General features: G+C 67.8%; 18 protein-coding genes and 1 riboswitch. Of the genes, 6 read left to right on the top strand and 12 right to left on the bottom strand.

Annotation, left to right across the window (positions count from 1 at the left end):
* The first annotated feature begins 7 nt into the window (after positions 1 to 7).
* The gene (locus tag AC1RRR_RS25475; RefSeq protein ID WP_492817396.1) at positions 8 to 1,042 is read left to right on the top strand and encodes a ThuA domain-containing protein; all 1,035 of its coding nucleotides are present in this window, start codon (positions 8 to 10) and stop codon (positions 1,040 to 1,042) included.
* On the opposite strand, the gene AC1RRR_RS25470 is transcribed toward AC1RRR_RS25475, so the two are convergent.
* From AC1RRR_RS25470 to AC1RRR_RS25435, 8 genes are all read right to left on the bottom strand, one after another.
* A complete protein-coding gene (locus AC1RRR_RS25470) occupies positions 1,039 to 1,587 on the bottom strand; it encodes a DUF2239 family protein (RefSeq protein ID WP_492817394.1) in 549 nt (182 codons plus the stop codon). The genes AC1RRR_RS25475 and AC1RRR_RS25470 overlap by 4 nt on opposite strands.
* Complete coding sequence (locus tag AC1RRR_RS25465) at positions 1,587 to 1,922, bottom strand: GIY-YIG nuclease family protein (RefSeq protein ID WP_492817392.1); 336 nt, start codon at positions 1,920 to 1,922, stop codon at positions 1,587 to 1,589. The genes AC1RRR_RS25470 and AC1RRR_RS25465 overlap by 1 nt, the downstream gene beginning before the upstream one ends.
* Positions 1,923 to 1,985: 63 nt before the next feature.
* Entirely contained in the window at positions 1,986 to 2,372 is a 387-nt protein-coding gene (locus AC1RRR_RS25460) for a hypothetical protein (RefSeq protein ID WP_492817390.1), read from the bottom strand.
* A gap of 90 nt (positions 2,373 to 2,462) precedes the next feature.
* Entirely contained in the window at positions 2,463 to 5,183 is a 2,721-nt protein-coding gene (locus AC1RRR_RS25455; RefSeq protein WP_492817388.1) for a TonB-dependent receptor, read from the bottom strand.
* A gap of 334 nt (positions 5,184 to 5,517) precedes the next feature.
* Positions 5,518 to 5,871 (bottom strand): DUF1428 domain-containing protein, encoded by a 354-nt coding sequence (locus tag AC1RRR_RS25450; protein WP_492817386.1) that lies wholly within the window; start codon positions 5,869 to 5,871, stop codon positions 5,518 to 5,520.
* 66 nt (positions 5,872 to 5,937) lie between these two features.
* The gene (locus AC1RRR_RS25445) at positions 5,938 to 7,302 is read right to left on the bottom strand and encodes a S41 family peptidase (RefSeq protein WP_492817384.1); all 1,365 of its coding nucleotides are present in this window, start codon (positions 7,300 to 7,302) and stop codon (positions 5,938 to 5,940) included.
* 47 nt (positions 7,303 to 7,349) lie between these two features.
* A complete protein-coding gene (thiC, locus tag AC1RRR_RS25440) occupies positions 7,350 to 9,188 on the bottom strand; it encodes a phosphomethylpyrimidine synthase ThiC (protein WP_492817382.1) in 1,839 nt (612 codons plus the stop codon).
* Positions 9,189 to 9,259: 71 nt separating this feature from the next.
* A riboswitch (TPP riboswitch) is annotated at positions 9,260 to 9,365 on the bottom strand.
* Between the two features lie 29 nt (positions 9,366 to 9,394).
* Complete coding sequence (locus AC1RRR_RS25435) at positions 9,395 to 9,853, bottom strand: hypothetical protein (RefSeq protein ID WP_492817380.1); 459 nt, start codon at positions 9,851 to 9,853, stop codon at positions 9,395 to 9,397.
* 118 nt (positions 9,854 to 9,971) lie between these two features.
* Between AC1RRR_RS25435 and AC1RRR_RS25430 the strand changes: the two genes are divergently transcribed.
* Positions 9,972 to 10,487: a RidA family protein gene (locus AC1RRR_RS25430; RefSeq protein ID WP_492817378.1), complete on the top strand. Its 516-nt coding sequence runs from the start codon at positions 9,972 to 9,974 to the stop codon at positions 10,485 to 10,487.
* Positions 10,488 to 10,504: 17 nt separating this feature from the next.
* On the opposite strand, the gene ypfJ is transcribed toward AC1RRR_RS25430, so the two are convergent.
* From ypfJ to AC1RRR_RS25415, 3 genes are read right to left on the bottom strand one after another with little or no spacing between them, the layout of a single operon-like run.
* Positions 10,505 to 11,353, bottom strand: a complete 849-nt coding sequence (gene ypfJ / locus AC1RRR_RS25425; protein ID WP_492817376.1) for a KPN_02809 family neutral zinc metallopeptidase — start codon at positions 11,351 to 11,353, stop codon at positions 10,505 to 10,507.
* 21 nt (positions 11,354 to 11,374) lie between these two features.
* On the bottom strand, positions 11,375 to 11,755 hold the full coding sequence (locus tag AC1RRR_RS25420; protein WP_492817374.1) for a hypothetical protein: 381 nt from the start codon (positions 11,753 to 11,755) through the stop codon (positions 11,375 to 11,377).
* Between the two features lie 58 nt (positions 11,756 to 11,813).
* Positions 11,814 to 12,374: a tetratricopeptide repeat protein gene (locus tag AC1RRR_RS25415; protein ID WP_492817372.1), complete on the bottom strand. Its 561-nt coding sequence runs from the start codon at positions 12,372 to 12,374 to the stop codon at positions 11,814 to 11,816.
* 174 nt (positions 12,375 to 12,548) lie between these two features.
* Here AC1RRR_RS25415 and AC1RRR_RS25410 point away from each other — a divergent pair, with 174 nt between their 5' ends.
* Genes AC1RRR_RS25410 through cuyB form a run of 4 tightly spaced genes read left to right on the top strand, consistent with a single transcriptional unit; the run spans position 12,549 to position 15,071 of the window.
* The gene (locus tag AC1RRR_RS25410; protein ID WP_492817370.1) at positions 12,549 to 12,944 is read left to right on the top strand and encodes a hypothetical protein; all 396 of its coding nucleotides are present in this window, start codon (positions 12,549 to 12,551) and stop codon (positions 12,942 to 12,944) included.
* 4 nt (positions 12,945 to 12,948) lie between these two features.
* The gene (locus tag AC1RRR_RS25405; RefSeq protein WP_492817368.1) at positions 12,949 to 13,347 is read left to right on the top strand and encodes a hypothetical protein; all 399 of its coding nucleotides are present in this window, start codon (positions 12,949 to 12,951) and stop codon (positions 13,345 to 13,347) included.
* A 60-nt stretch (positions 13,348 to 13,407) separates the two neighbouring features.
* The gene (gene cuyA / locus AC1RRR_RS25400) at positions 13,408 to 14,406 is read left to right on the top strand and encodes a D-cysteate sulfo-lyase (protein WP_492817366.1); all 999 of its coding nucleotides are present in this window, start codon (positions 13,408 to 13,410) and stop codon (positions 14,404 to 14,406) included.
* The gene (cuyB, locus tag AC1RRR_RS25395; protein ID WP_492817364.1) at positions 14,403 to 15,071 is read left to right on the top strand and encodes a cysteate racemase; all 669 of its coding nucleotides are present in this window, start codon (positions 14,403 to 14,405) and stop codon (positions 15,069 to 15,071) included. Before cuyA ends, cuyB begins: the two co-directional genes overlap by 4 nt.
* Here cuyB and AC1RRR_RS25390 read toward each other — a convergent pair.
* Positions 15,068 to 15,253, bottom strand: a complete 186-nt coding sequence (locus AC1RRR_RS25390; protein WP_454715135.1) for a hypothetical protein — start codon at positions 15,251 to 15,253, stop codon at positions 15,068 to 15,070. The two genes, cuyB and AC1RRR_RS25390, sit on opposite strands and share 4 nt — an antisense overlap.
* Between the last annotated feature and the right edge of the window lie 244 nt (positions 15,254 to 15,497).

Below are 15,497 nucleotides of genomic sequence, written 5' to 3'. Positions count from 1 at the left end.
AAGAACAATGGCCCGCCTGCTGACCCTCATCGCGGCGGTCGCCGCGCTCTCCACATCCGTGGCCGAAGCCGCGCCGAAGATCCGGGTGCTGTACCTCGACCAGTCCGTCGGCTTCGTGCACCGCCCGGTCGCCCGCCCCAAGAACAGCAACGGCCCGACGCCGTCCGAGATCGCCCTGGCCGAGATCGGCGCCAAGTCAGGGGCCTTCACGGTCGAGTCGACCCAGGACGCCCGCACGATCACCCCCGAGAAGCTGAAGGACGTCGACGTCCTGGCCTTCTACACCACCGGCGAGCTGCCGATCCCGGCCGAGAGCTGGGCGGCCATCCAGAAGTGGGTCGAGAGCGGCAAGGGCGGGTTCGTCGGCCTGCACAGCTCGACCGACACCCACTGGGACTATACGGGCCCCGGCCAGACCTACACCGCCTTCATCAACGGCAAATTCGCCGGCCATCCGTGGACGCAAGGCACGCCGATCACCGTCCAGGCTCTGGGCGGCAAGGACCCGCTGAACACCGCCTGGCCTGCCCGTTTCGCCTTCGCCGAAGAGATCTATCAGTACTCGGACTATGACCCAGCCAAGGTCCGCGTGCTGCAGGCCCTGGACTTCACCGAGACGCCGCTGAAGCGCCCATGGTTCGTGCCGATCACCTGGACCCGCCAGATCGGCCAGGGTCGCCTTTACCACTCCAACCTGGGCCACACGCCCAGCACCTGGGACGATCCGCGCTACCGCGCCCAGATCGTCGACGCCGTCCGCTGGACGGCGCACCGCGCGCCCGGCTCTGCCAAGCCCAATGCCGACGAGCAGGCCCTGTGGGCCCTGCGCTCGCTGCTGGCCTATGACGGCCGCCCCAAGGCGGACGTGGAGGCCCGCGTCGCCAAGCTGGCCAAGGCCAATCCGGCCTGGCTGCGCGACGCCGCCGCCCGCACCGCCGCCCTGCGCCCGCTGTGGCCGGCCAAGCCCGACAGCGACAAGGCCCCGTTCGAAACGGCCTATAAGGCGGTGCTGGACGAGGTGGTCGCCAAGTCCGGCGGCTAGTCCGCTCCGAAGGCCTCGGCGGCATAGTTGCGCAGCTGGGCAGCGATGTCAGCCGGCCAGACCTGGATCTTCGCCTCGAAGCCCGCGTCGTCGCCGGCGAACAGGGCGCGCATCGCCTCCTCGAAGCCCGGCAGGTCGCCGCCGATCGCCGAGGCGAAGCGATACGCCGCCTCGCGGGCGGCGCGGATGCGGTCGGGGCCTTCGCTCTCGCGACGGGCGGCCTCGACCAGCTTGCGCAACGCCACCGACGCCCCGCCCGGCTGGCTGGCCAGCCAGTCCCAGTGGCGCGGCAGCAAGGTCACCTCGCGGGGCACCACACCCAGCTTGGGTCGGCCGCGTCCACGCGGGGCTTCCTCCGGCGGCGCCAGGCGCGCGGTCAGAGCCTCCGGACCACCGCTGAGGTCGAAGTCGACGCCCCGGCCGTCGGGGCCGAAGATCAGCACACCCGCCTCCCCCGCCAGCCGCTGGGCCGCCAGGGCCACGTCCAGGCGTGAGCCGACAGCCACGCGATCCTGGCCGTGGAAAACCACGTAAAGCTCATCCATCACAGCAATCCCGTGGCATTCAGCGTCGCGATCCAGTGGGCGCGGCGTTCCTTCAGTCGACTGTCACGCCCGAACCTGTCCAGCCCCTCGACGTCGATCGTTTCCACATCTTCGAAGGCAAAGGCCTCTGCCCCATGCGCGGTCCAGGCGGCCTGCAGGGACTTCTCGCGATGCGAGCCCTGGCGCAGCGAGAACCAGATGCCGTTCTGGCGGGTGGACAGATCAGCCGTCGACCCGACCCAGGCCTGGCCCGTGATCAGGCAGCGCACGGCATAGATGCCGGCCTCGACCTTGCGTTCCTTGTATTCGCGCAGCAGCGCCTTGCGTCCGGACATGACGGCCTCCTCAGGCGCGCCTTTTACCCGGACGAAATGCAGAGTCAATAAGATCCGGGTAAATTAGGCTTGCGAGGCGCGGTACGGGATGTAGCCCCGCTCGACCATGCGCCGCGTGGCCTCATAGACCGCCGACAGCTCGTCATAGGCCGACCGCAGGTGAGCCAGGCGCGCGACCTGCGCCTCGGATAGCGAAGCCCCCGCCTCGGTCATCGACGCGGCCTCGGCCACCCATTTGGCGCGGGCGGTGGCGGCGGCGACCGCCAGACGCTGAAAGCGTTCGGCATCGGCATGGGGAATGGTCGCGCCCAGCACGGCCTTGTTCGAGGCGAACGCGGTGTAGTCGATCTGCTCGAGATAGCCGCGCAGACGCCGCTGGACCTGGGGATCGACGTCGCTGGGCTCGAAGTGGTCGCCCGTACGCCGCGTGCTGGAAGTCATGATCGCCATGACGGTCTCCGATCCGGCCGAAAGCGACCGCTCAGACGCACAGGGTGCGCCTGACAGCTTAAGGACGGGTTGAGGCCCGTCCCTCGCGGATCAGAGCAGCTTGCGGAAGTTGATCCGCACCGTGCGGCCCAGCGGATCCAGATAGTCCTTCTGATAGGCCTGCGGCGTGGCGCCGTTCTGGTCGCGGACGGTCTGCTTGGTGTCCAGCAGGTTCTCGAAGTTCAGCGACACCTGCGCGCCCTTCAGGATCGGGAACTTGTCGACCGCCTTCTTCCGCGCCGGGACGCTGAAGTTGGCGAAGAAGTTCACGCCCACCGTGGCCAGGTCCGAGAAGTACAGGGTCTGGCCGCCGGTCGCGCCGCCATTGACCCAGGTCGAGGCCTTCCAGGCGCCGTTGAAGCGCATGCCCAGGCCGTCCTTGAAGTAGCCGCCCTGGATCTGCAGCTCATGCCGCGCCTGGCCGCCGCGCGCGCTCAGCGCCGAGCCGTCCAGCTGGTCCAGCACCGGCAAGCCCTTACGGACGGTGATCTCATCGGTCAGGCGCCAGGTGTGGTAGACCGACAGCTGGAACATGCCCTGCCCCGGCCGCATCATGCCCGGAGGCGGGCCGCCCATGCCGCCGCCCCCGCCCGGACCACCGGGACCGCCGCCGCCCATGCGCATCATGCCGCCGCCACCGGGGCCGCGACCACCGCCCGGACCGCCAAAGCCCCCCGGCGCGCCCGGGGTCGGTGTGCCGACCGCCTTGAACAGGTTGAAGCCCCAGCGGATGTTCTCGGCCTCGGCGCTGGCGAAGTTCACCGGCCGGGCGTCGATGGCCAGCAGGCGACCGCTAGCGTCGCGGGTGAAGCGGTCGGGGAACGCGGCCTCCAGGTCCGGCGTGATGGCCGGGAACGAGGCGATCATGTTCTTGGTCTCGGACCGCGTGTACGTCGCGTTGAAGGTCAGCTCGACCTTCTCGATCGGCTTGTAGTTCACGCCCAGCTTCTGGACCTGGCGGTTGTCGTTGCGCAGGGCCGCGTTGCCGCCGTCGGTGCGGCTGATGATCACCGTCTGGCCGGTGGTGAAGTCGAACACCGAGACGTTGGGGGTCACCACCACCGGATCGTTGATCTGGTTGGTCGTGGGCGCGCCCTCTTCATCGGTGAAGCTGGCGATGAAGCTGATCTTCTTGATCGGCGACCAGTTCACGCCGCCGCCCAGGGTGGTCAGCCCGCCCAGGTCCGACAACTCGTCATAGCCGGCGTTGAAGTTGACCGACAGGTCGCCCGCCTTGGCCAGGACGTTCTGGCGCGTGCTGGTCAGCGGCAGGCTGAAGCTGCCCTGAACGCTCTCGGTGGTGCGGGTGATGTCGCGCGTCGTGGTCACGCCCGAGCGGACGGTCTTGGAATCCAGGCTCTTGCTGTTGGCCCCGATCTTGAGGGTCGTCTGCAGCGCTCCGGCCGGGACCTGGAACAGGTTGCCATTCAGCACCAGCTCGGCGCTGGCCGAGGTCGAGACCGAGTGGGCGGTGTCGGGCGCGGCGGTCTTGTACAGGCTGGGCGAGATGTAGCCGAACGGATTGACGTTCGGATCGCGCGCCGTCACCGCCGCCTGGAAGGCGCTGATGTCCAGGCCGCGGCCGGTCGTGGTGTCGGTCGTCGTGCGGTCGAAGTCGCCGGTGATGTTCCAGCGCCAGTCCTTGATCCGGCCGTTGGCGGCCGTGCTGACCTGGGTGCGCAGGGTGTCGACGTCACGGGCCATGGCGCTGGGCGCGTCGATGAACCGATAGCCGGTCACGGCCTGCGAGAACGGCGAGAACGGGCTGCCGGCCGGCAGGGTGAAGGTCACGCCCGGCAGGCCCAGCAGCGAACGGCTGCTGCCGTCTTCGAGATTGCCGGTGATCGTCAGCTGGGTCTGCTTGTTCAGGTCCAGGCTGTAGGAGCCCTTCAGCGTGGCCTTGTCCGACTCGGCCAGCAGCGAGCGGTCTCGGGTCAGGTCGCCGGTGTTGTAGCGGTTGGCGTTGGCGGCGAAGTCCGACAGGCTGGCGCGGCCGGCCTGGGCCGAGCCGGGGACGCCGGCGAAGGTCACCGGCCCGCCGACCAGGGCCGACAGGGCTGGGTCCAGCTGGGCGCCGCCGATGCCGCCGACATTGCCGACCAGGTCGAACGGCTGGCCGTTCGGCGAGCGGACGATGTCGCGGTCCCGCTCCAGCAGGTACGGGTCGTGCGAGACCTGCAGGTCGACGTTCCAGCGCTTGTCGCCGTTGATGTGCACGCGGTTGGCGCCGGCGTTGGGGTCGATGCGGCCGCCGTCCGTGGCGACCGTGGCCGCCACCTGGGTCATCAGGGCGTTGTAGTTCTTCTTGAGGATGATGTTCACGACCCGCTGGTCGGCCTTGTAGCCGTAGCTGAGCGCGACCTCCTCGGGCAGGACCTGGAACTTCTCGATCGCCTCGGGCGGGATGCCCTGGATCTCCTGGAAGCCCGAGATGCGGCGGCCATTGACCAGCATCACCGGCCCGCCGCCGCCGTCGCGGCCGCGCGTGCTGGTCGTCTGGGGCGTCAGCATGGTCAGCAGTTCGCCGATCGAGCCCGCGCCGAAGCTCTGGATCTCGGCCTCGTTCAGCTCGATCTCGGGCTCGATCATACCCTCGACCTTGCCGCGCGGATCGGCCTGGATGGTCAGGCCCTCGACCTCGTTGGGTCCCTCGTCCTTCACCTGCGACTTGGCCTGCTCCACGGCCACCGGCGCCAAGGGCGCGCTCACGGCGGTCGCGGGGTCCAGCGCGGCGGCGGCCAGGCCGTAGAGAAGCACGGTCGAAAGGGTCATTGAGGCCCGTAAAACAGGAGTGACGGAAGACGCCGACACCTGTCGACGCCAACGCTGGGTTGCCGCTCCTTACGGGCCTGCGCCCCACCTCGCAACGCCCCCCGGCGTTAAGACAAGGCAATGCAGCATAAAGCGCACACTGGTGTGTCTTCCAGAGCCGATATCACGGCCTGAGCATTGAAATAACGTCACATTTTGAGCAGTGACATGTTGCATCGGAAATGATGTTACAAATGGGAAACAAACTGCGCCATTGGGCCGCAGGGCGTCCGGCGAGGCCGGAATCAGACGCCGCCCGCGAAGCTGTCCCCACAGGCGGCGCAACCTGGACGCGTCAGCGCTCCAGGAACGGCTGGAAGCCGCCGAAGATCATCCGTTTGCCGTCGAACGGCATCTTGTCCATGTAGCCGTTCAGCCGCTCGTCGGCCATGACCTTGGCGTTGATCTCGTCGCGGCTGGCGCGGTCCTTGTAAGTGATCCACGAGAAGATCACGATCTCGCCCTCCTCGGCATGCACCGCGCGCGGGAACGAGGTCAGCTCGCCATAGGGCACGTCGTCGGCGACGCACTCGACGTACGACAGCGCGCCGTACTCCATCCAGACCTTGGCCCCGAGCTCGGCCATCTCCTTGTAGGCGTCCAGTTTGTCCTTGGGGACCGGCACCAGGAAACCATCGACATAGGCCATGACGTTCCTCCTCATTGGTCGTCGTTGACGAACCAAGGACGCGGGAAGACCGGCGGTTCCGACAGCCTAGCGCACGTCCTCGCGAATTTTCTGCATCAGCGCCTGGATGACCTTGGCGTGGCCGCCGTTCAGGTCGGTCTCGGGGAACACCGCCATCGGCGTGTCCGGGGCCAGTCCCCTGCCCTCCAGGTCCTCGCCCTTGGGTCCCTTGTAGACCTCGACCGGCAAACCCAGAGCCCAGCCGTTCGGCAGGGGCTTGGGCATCTGGTCCGAGAACGCGCCGCGCGTGGTCCCGCCGACCTGCTTCACATTGGGCAGGGCCTTCATCATCAGCGTGAAGGTCTCGCCGGCGCTGACCGTGACGTCGCTGGTGACCAGATAGACGGGCCCGGTGAAGCGCACGCCGCTGGCCGGCTCGACCCGCACGGGCTGCAATGGCGCCTTGGCCCCGACGCCGACCTTCGAATAGGCCAGGTGCGACTGATCGGCGAAGCGGCCGGCGACCCGCGCGCTGATGGTGTCGTAGCCGCCCCGGTTGTTGCTGACGTCGACGATCACCGCCTTGGCCCCGGCGAAGGCGGCGATGGCCTCGTCCAGGATGGCGTCCAGCGGCCGGGGATCGTCTGGCGCGGCGTTGCGGGCAAAGGCGCCCATGGTCACCAGGTTCAGGTAGCCGATGTCATCGACCCGGCCCCAGAAGACGCGGTTGTTGCCGGCCTGGCGACCACGACCTTGCAGGACCTGGGTCAGGATTCCTTCGCGATAGGCCTGCAGCCAGGCCTTCTCGTCGCCGGCCGGATCGGCGGCGCGCACGCGCATCAGGGTGGGAGCATCGCCGGGCTCCAGGTCGCGACGCGCACCGTCGACCATGCCGTGCAGCTCGACATGCGGATCGTCCAGGCCGGCCAGCAGGTCGGCCAGGGCGGTCCACAGCTGGAACTCGGTCGAGGTCGGCGTGACCTTGGCCAGCACAGCGGCCTTGCGCGCCTTCCAGTCGATGCCCGGACGCGGATAGAGCTCGGCGAAGGTGTCGGCGGCAAAGGCGACGATGCGGTCGGGCGTCCAGCCGGCCGCGCTGATGCAGGCGTTGGGGACGTTGGGCAGGCGATCGAACATGTAGCGCGTGCCGTCCGGATCCCCGGTCAAGCTGATCGCCCCCTGCCCCTCGGGCCGCCATTGGCTGAGCACGCCATCGGGATCGGGCTCACGACGCGGGTCGGGATAGCAGGCCTCGCCCGCGGTCTGGAACAGCTGGGCGCCATCCGGCCCGAACTGCACGATCCAGCCATAGCCCCGCGACTTCCAGGCGCCCCGCAGCTCAGCCGCCACGGACCCGCCCTTGGGCTGGACGGGCCAGAACGGGCTTTCCGCCATGGCCGGCGCAGCGAAGGACACAACGGCGACGGCCGCGAGGAGACTCAGACGTTTCATGGGCGCGACGGTGAAGATGTCTCCCCCGCCGCGCCAGTGAAAATCGCCTACTCGGTCTTCAGGTAGATCTCGGACCCCTGTTCCTTGAATTTCTCGCTCATCTCCGCCATCCCGAGCTCGGCGCTGTTCGGCGCGAGACCGGCCGCGAAGTCGCGGACCTCATGGCTGATCTTCATCGAGCAGAACTTGGGACCACACATCGAGCAGAAGTGGGCGGTCTTGTGCGCCTCCTTCGGCAGGGTCTCGTCGTGGAACTTGCGGGCGGTTTCCGGATCGAGGCCCAGGTTGAACTGGTCCTCCCAGCGGAACTCGAAGCGCGCGCGGCTGATGGCGTCGTCCCACATCGCCGCGCCGGGGTGACCCTTGGCGAGGTCGGCGGCGTGGGCGGCCAGCTTGTAGGTGATGACGCCGGTCTTGACGTCGTCGCGGTCCGGCAGGCCCAGGTGCTCCTTGGGCGTGACGTAGCAGAGCATCGCCGTGCCGAACCAGCCGATCATCGCCGCGCCGATGGCCGAGGTGATGTGGTCGTAGCCAGGCGCGATGTCCGTGGTCAACGGGCCGAGGGTGTAGAAGGGGGCCTCGTGGCAGTGCTTCAGCTGCTCGTCCATGTTGGCCTTGATCTTGTGCATGGCCACGTGGCCCGGCCCTTCGATCATCACCTGCACGCCGTGGTTCCAGGCCACCTTGGTCAACTCGCCCAGGGTGCGCAGCTCCGAGAACTGGGCCTCGTCATTGGCGTCGGCGGTCGAGCCCGGACGCAGGCCGTCGCCGAGGCTGAACGACACGTCGTAGGCGCGCATGATCTTGCAGATGTCCTCGAAGCGCTCGTAGAGGAAGTTCTCCTTGTGGTGGGCCAGGCACCACTTGGCCATGATCGAACCGCCGCGCGAGACGATGCCGGTGACGCGCTTGGCGGTCATCGGGATGAACGGCAGGCGCACGCCGGCGTGGATCGTGAAGTAGTCGACGCCCTGCTCGCACTGCTCGATCAGGGTGTCGCGGAAGACCTCCCAGTTCAGGTCCTCGGCCACGCCGTTGACCTTCTCCAGCGCCTGGTAGATCGGCACGGTGCCGATGGGGACGCTCGAGTTGCGGATGATCCAGTCGCGGATGTTGTGGATGTTGCGGCCCGTCGACAGGTCCATGACCGTGTCGGCGCCCCAGCGCGTGGCCCAGACCAGCTTGTCGACCTCGTCGGCGACGGTGGAGAGCACCGCCGAGTTGCCGATGTTGGCGTTGATCTTGACCAGGAAGTTGCGGCCGATCGCCATCGGCTCCAGCTCGCCGTGGTTGATATTGGCCGGGATGATGGCGCGGCCGCGGGCGATTTCCTGGCGCACGAACTCGGGCGTCACGAAGTCGGGGATCGAGGCGCCGAAGTCCTCGCCATCGCGCACGCACGGGCGGTCCTGCTCGCGGCGCAGGTTCTCACGGATGGCGACATATTCCATCTCGGCCGTGATGATGCCGGCGCGGGCGTATTCCAGCTGGGTGACCAGCTTGCCGGGCTTGGAGCGATAGATCGGGCGGCTGTTGTCCGGGAATTCCGGGGCCAGGTGCTTGCCTTGGGCGAAGCCGTTGTCCTCGGGCTTCACCAGGCGGGGCTCGGTGACCAGTTCGACGTCGCCGCGCGCCACGACAAAGGCCTCGCGGGTGCGCGGCAGGCCCTTCTCGATGTCGATGCTGACGGTCGGGTCGCTGTAGGGGCCCGAGGGGTCATAGATCGTCACCGGCGGCTCGTTGGCCGACGGGTGGACAGCCACCTCGCGGAACGGCACGCGCAGCTCGGGGAACAGCTCGCCGGCCTGATAGACCTTGCGCGAACCGGGGATCGGGCCGGTCGAGATGGTCTCGGCCACGGATTTGATGGTCGTCTGGATATTCATAGTCGGGCGCTCCTTCGGCTTTAAGGAGACCCGGACGTGTCGCGCTAAGTCGGTTTACGGACGGGCTGCGAGCCGCGACCGCGTTCCCTCCCTTCGCCGGCATGACCCGGATCAGGTTCTACGGGTCAGGGCCAAAGCCCAATCTCAGCCGCGCGAGCGACCCCCCGGTGAACAACGGGCGGACACTAGGCTCGCTGACGCACAGGTCAAGCGCGATAGACGCGGTCGGCGAACCACGAGGCAAACGCGGCCGCCGGCCCAGCCACCGCACCGGCCACCATCGGCGAGATCCAGCGGTCCGGACCGACATCCCAGGCCAAGAAAAAAATCCACCCCATCAGCAAGCCGAAGACTTCACCGGCGAACAGGAACCACGCGAGGTGGAAGGCGCGAAGGCGATGAAGGGCAGCCGCCAAACCTCGCGCGCCCAGAAAGGCCGCGCCCCAGAATATCCAGCCCACCGCCAGCCAGACTAGGCCAAAGGCAAGAGACTTGAGGATCCATTCCAGAATCCACACCAAGCCCTGACTTTCGATGCTGCTGAATTCGGGCTCGAAAACCGCGATCGCGGCCGACCATGCCAGGCAGAACGTGAAGTAACCCGCGCTTGCCGAAATCGCAGCCACACGCCAAGGGCGACCCACTCGGTCCACGCGATTTGCCATGCCCCTATCGTAGGCTCCACGCTGGCTCGGCTTCAACTCGCCGGGTGACGGTTATTTCACTTGCCGGCGGCGGGTAGCCACGCGATCCGGGAGACCAACGTTCTTCCGGAGATCCGCCATGATCCGCCGCCTGATCCTGCCCGTCCTCTGCGCCCTCGCCGCGACGCCCGCCCTGGCCCAGGAGGCCTATCCGAAGAAGATCCCCGCCCCCGGCGGCGAGGTGATCATCCCCAGCGAGCGGCACCAGAAATCCTACGATGAGATCAAGTACGCCCCGGCCCGCCGGGTCGGCGACATGCTGTACGTCTCGGGCGCCATCGTCGGGCGCGGCAAGGACGAAGGCACGGACCCGGAGTCGTTCAAGAAACAGGTGCGCCGCACCTTCGCGAACCTGGACGCGGTGCTGAAGGCCGCCGGGACCAGCTTCGACAACGTGGTGATGATCAACAGCTTCCACGTCTGGGAAGGCCCCGATCAACCGGCTCCGCGCTGGGAGCAGATCAACATGATCAACGCCGTGAAGAGCGAGTTCATCAAGGGTCCGAACCCGGCCTGGACGGCCGTCGGCACGACCGGCCTGCTGGCGCCCGGCGGGATCGTCGAGATCCAGCTGATCGCCTACATTCCCAAGTAGTTTTGGCCGCCGAAACCCTAGAGCCGCGTCGCCGAGAAGGTGTCGCAGGCCGCGGGATCGCCCTGGTCGAAGCCGCGCGTGAACCACCGCTGGCGCTGGGCGCTGGTGCCGTGGGTGAAGCTGTCGGGGACCACCTCGCCCTGGCCGCGCTTCTGGATGGTGTCGTCGCCGACTGCGGCGGCTGCGCCCAGGCCGTCCTGGATGTCGGACCGGTTGATGACGATCTGGCCGCCCGAGGCCTTGTTGGCATGCGCCGCCCAGACGCCGGCATAGCAGTCGGCCTGCAGCTCCAGCCGCACCGAGCCGCTCTCCTCGCCGCGCGCGCCCAGGCGGCGGGCCTGCTGGTCGGCGCCCAGCAGGTGCTGAACGTGGTGGCCGATCTCGTGGCTGATGACATAGGCGCGGGCGAACTCGCCTTGCGCGCCGAAGCGGGTCTCCAGCTCGCTCCAGAACGACAGGTCCAGATAGACCTTCTGGTCGGCCGGGCAATAGAACGGCCCCATCGCCGACTGGCCCGTGCCGCAGCCCGTGCCGGTGGCCTGCTTGTAGAGCACGATGGCCTCGGGCGGCCGGTAGTCGACGCCCTCGTTGCGGAAGATCGGCGTCCAGACCTCGCGGTTGGAGGTCTCGATCACGTCGACAAACCGGCCGTCGCGGTCGCTGACCTCGCCCCGCACACCTTCCTGCTGAGCAGGCTGTTGCAACCCTTGCGTCGCCTCCAGGGTCGTGCGCGGATCGATGCCGAACACGAAGTAGCCGATGGCGGCCAGCACCACCGCGCCAATGCCGCCGCCGGCGACGCCCACAGGCCCAATGCCGCGCCGATCCTCGATGTTGCCGGACCGACGGCCGCCTTCCCACTCCATGGGTGATCCTCGTGTCTGGTGTTATTTCGGTTCGCTGGCCGGCCGGATGGCCCGCATGCGCGCATTGCTCTCGGCCAGAGCTTCCGCCGTCAAGCGCTCAAGCTGCTGGGTCGAGGCGGAAAGGTCGGTGTCGCGGCTGGGAACCGCATCCGTCGTCAGCGGCCGCAGGCTCGGGGCGGCGCCCTGCTCCTCCAGACCACGCAGCCGCACGGTGGTGTCGGCGCGCGCCTGGGCGTTCTGGATCTCGGTCTGAGCAGCCATCAGGTCGCGGCGAGCATCCTGCAGGGCGTGCTCGGTCATGAACCGGTCCTGCAACGCGGTCTGCGCATAGGCGCCGCCGCCCAGCACCGCCAGACTTCCGAAAAGAAGACTGGCCGTCAGCAATAGAAGCCCACGCGTCATCGGATACTCCTCGTCGACAAACCTTCGACTTGGGCGGCCAATGACGCGCAGAAGCGTATCAGGGCCGCTTGACCGTGAAACGCGCGAGCTCGGTCTTCGGCGCCAGCCAGTCGGGAGCCAGCTCCGAGGCGCGGTTGTAGTCGCGATAGGCGGCGTTCAGGTCGCCCAGGCCTTCATTGGCCAGGCCACGATTGAAGAACGCCTTCTCGGGATCCTTCACGCCCAGGGCCAGGCCCTTGTCGATCTGCTCGACGCCCTCGCGATAGCGGTCCTCGCCGACAAAGGTCGCGCCGCGGTTCACATAGGCCTCGCCCAGGTCCGGATCGATGCTGGAGGCCTGGTCGAAGTCGGCGCGGGCGGCGCCGAACTGGCGCTGGCGCATCTGCAGCACGCCGCGGTTCACATAGGTGCGGGCGCGGTCGCGGAAGTTCAGGGTCTCGACCTGCAGGGCCGTGGTGCAGGCCAGGACGGAGCGGCTGTCAGCGCGGCCCTTGAGGGCGGCATCGGAGCACTCCTGGGCAGAGCCGCTGCCGATCACCATGTTCGAGGCGGCGGCCGCGCCGGCAACGGAAAGAAACGCCGCCGCGCCAAGCGCGACGAGCGGGAACGTACGGTTCATGTCGTCCTCCCTGGGCCGGTCTCGGGGCCGGCCTCATGATCCCGATTATAGCACCGTCCAGGCCCGGCCTGACAGGGATTCCACGCGAGGCGCGCGAGATCGACACGCTAAATTCAAGGTTGCGGAACGGCTCGCCCGGGTTCACCATCGCGAAGCTTTCAAGGAAGCCCCAGCATGTTGCTTCTCGCCATCGTGGCCCTGTTGGCCGCCCAGGACCCTGGTCCTCCGCAGGACGGCAACGTCGTCGCCCCGCTGGTGATCGAAGGCAAAAAGGCCTCGGAGGTCCCGTCCAGGCTGGAGATCACCGACGGCTTGAACGACCTGCTGAAAACAGACCCGGATCGCATGATCTGCCTGATGATGAAGCCGACCAGCTCGCGCATCCCACGCTGGAATTGCGGCACGCTTCGCCAGTGGTATCGGTTCCAGACTCGGAACGGCGTTTTTGAAGGCGCGATCAACCCCGAGCCGCCCACCGAACTGGTCGCCGCCGTCCAGGACCAGTACGTCCGCAAGGCCACGCAGATCCGTGAGCAGAAAAAGGCGGCCGAAGCCGCCGGCAAGCGCTAGCGCCATGCTGCTTCTCGTCTTCACGGCCCTGCTGGCCACCCAGGACCCCGCCCCGCCACCGCCCGGCAACCTCGTCTCTCCGTTGGTGATCGAAGGCAAAAAGGCTGCGGAGGTCCCGTCCAGGCTGGAGATCACCGACGGCCTGAACGACCTGTTGAAGAAAAATCCGGATCGCGTGGTCTGCCTGGACCGCAAGCCGCTGGGCAGCCGCATCCCCAGGATCCAATGCGACACGCTGCGTGGCTGGTATCGATGGCAGGCCAATACCGGCGGACGGAATGACGGTCCGATCGAGGACGTGCCGCCCACCGAACTGGTCGCGGCCGTTCAGGCGCAGTACCAGCGCAAGGCCGAGCAGATCCGCGAGCAAAAGGCGGCGGCCGCGGCCGCCGGCAAGCGCTAGCTCGCGCTTTTCCCGCGTCGTGCTAACAGAGGCGGCGAGTCCCTTCAGGAACCGCGTCCCATGCACCTCGCCCGCTTTCCCCGCGCCCGCTTCGCCCACCTGCCTACGCCGCTGGAGCCCCTGCCCCGCCTGGGCGCGGAGCTCGGCATCGATCTCTGGGTCAAGCGCGACGATTGCACGGGCCTGGCCGGCGGCGGCAACAAGACCCGCAAGCTGGAGTTCCTGCTGGGCGAGGCCCTGGCCCAAGGCGCCGACACCCTGGTCACCCAAGGCGCGGTCCAGTCCAACCACGTGCGCCAGACCATCGCCGCCGGCGCCCGCTATGGCCTGAAGACCGAGGTGATCCTGGAAGAGCGCACCGGCTCCAAGGCCAGCGACTACATGGGCAACGGCAACGTCCTGCTCGACAAGCTGATGGGCGCGGTGATCCGCTATGTGCCGGGCGGCACGGACATGGTCGCCGAGCTTGAGAGCACGGCGGAAAGCGTCCGCCAGCGCGACGGCAAGCCCTATGTCATCCCCGGCGGCGGCTCGAACACGGTCGGCGCCCTGGGCTATGTCGACTGCGCTCGTGAGCTGGTGGTCCAGGCCGACCAGATGGACCTGAAGATCGACCGCCTGGTCACCGCCACCGGCAGCGCCGGCACCCATGCGGGCCTGGTCGCCGGTTTCGCCGCCCTGTCGGTCGACATCCCGATCCTGGGCTTTGGCGTCCGCGCGCCCAAGGCCAAGCAGGAAGAGAACGTCTTCAACCTGGCCGTCGCGACCGCCGAGAAGATCGGCGCGGCCGGCCGTGTGACCCGCGAGATGGTCGTGGCCGACTGCAACTATGTCGGCGAAGGCTATGGCCTGGTCGACCAGGGCGTGATCGACGCCCTGGCCATGGCGGCCCGCACCGAGGGCCTGCTGTTCGATCCTGTCTATTCGGGCAAGGCGCTGAAAGGCCTGATCGACCAGGCCGGCAAGGGCGCGTTCAAGGGTGAGCGGGTCGTGTTCCTGCACACTGGCGGCGCGCAGGGCCTGTTCGGCTATCAGAGCATCCTGGAACCCGCGCTGTGAGCAAGATCCTCGGGGTTCTGGGCGGCATGGGACCTGCGGCGACCCTGGACTTCCTCGCGAAGCTCCAGGCCGCGACGCCGGTTAAGCGCGAGCAGGATCACCTGCGGGTGCTGGTCGACATCAATCCGCACGTGCCGGACCGCAATGTCTCGACGTCCGATCCCGGTCCGGTGCTGGCGGCCATGGCGGCCGGCCTGCGCGACGGCGGGGCCCAGGTGCTGGCCATCGCCTGCAACACCGCCCACGCCTATGCGCAGGAAGTTCGCGCCAGCGGCCTGCCGTTGGTCGACATGCTGGAGACCGCCGGCCAAGCCGCCCAGGCCAAGGGCGCCAGCGTCGTCGGCGTGCTGGGCACCAGCCTGGCCTTAAGCCTCTATCGCGATCGCTTCTCGCACATGGGGCTGGAGGTGGTGATGCTGGACGACCATGAGCAGGTCGAGTTCATGGCCCTGCTCTATCGCATCAAGCAGGGTGATGTCGGCGAGGGCTCGCGCGAGACAATGGCCGCCCTGGCCCACCGCCTAGTCGGCAAGGGCGCGCAAAGCGTCGTGGCGGGCTGCACGGAGGTGCCGCTGGTGCTGGGCGCAGCGGACCTGTCGGTGCCGTTCCTGGATGCGACGGAAGAACTGGCCAAGCGCTGCGTGGCCGTCTGCCTCGAGTCCTAGCTGTTCAGAGTCCTGAACGGGACGTCGTCATACGAGTCCTCGAACATGCCCAAGAGGGCCGCCGCCCCGCGCGAGGCCTGGGCCATGCGCAGCAGCGCCGCCCGGGCGTGAGCGTTGTCGGCGATCTCGGCTTGACGCTCGAGACGCTCGGCTTCGGTCAGGTGGTCGTTTCGGTTCCCCATGGTGCAAACGTTTACAGGACATGAACGCCACCACCATGCGACCGCTGGACGCACACGGTTCATTAACCAAGGTTTGGCGTGCGCCCGATTGTCACAGAATGTTAAATCGCAAGCATAGCGACCAATGAAAACGCCCCCGGACCTGGAAGGTCCGGGGGCGTTGTCCTGTTCCCCAACAGGACGGCGTCGGCGGCGCTGAAACTCAAGCGCGGCGGCGTCGCCTCAAAACTGATGACGCCTTTTC

It is taken from the genome of Caulobacter sp. GW821-FHT12D05 (genome assembly GCF_058807295.1).
Note: the sequence above shows the minus strand (reverse complement) of the source record. Positions and strands in the feature narration are given on the sequence as shown.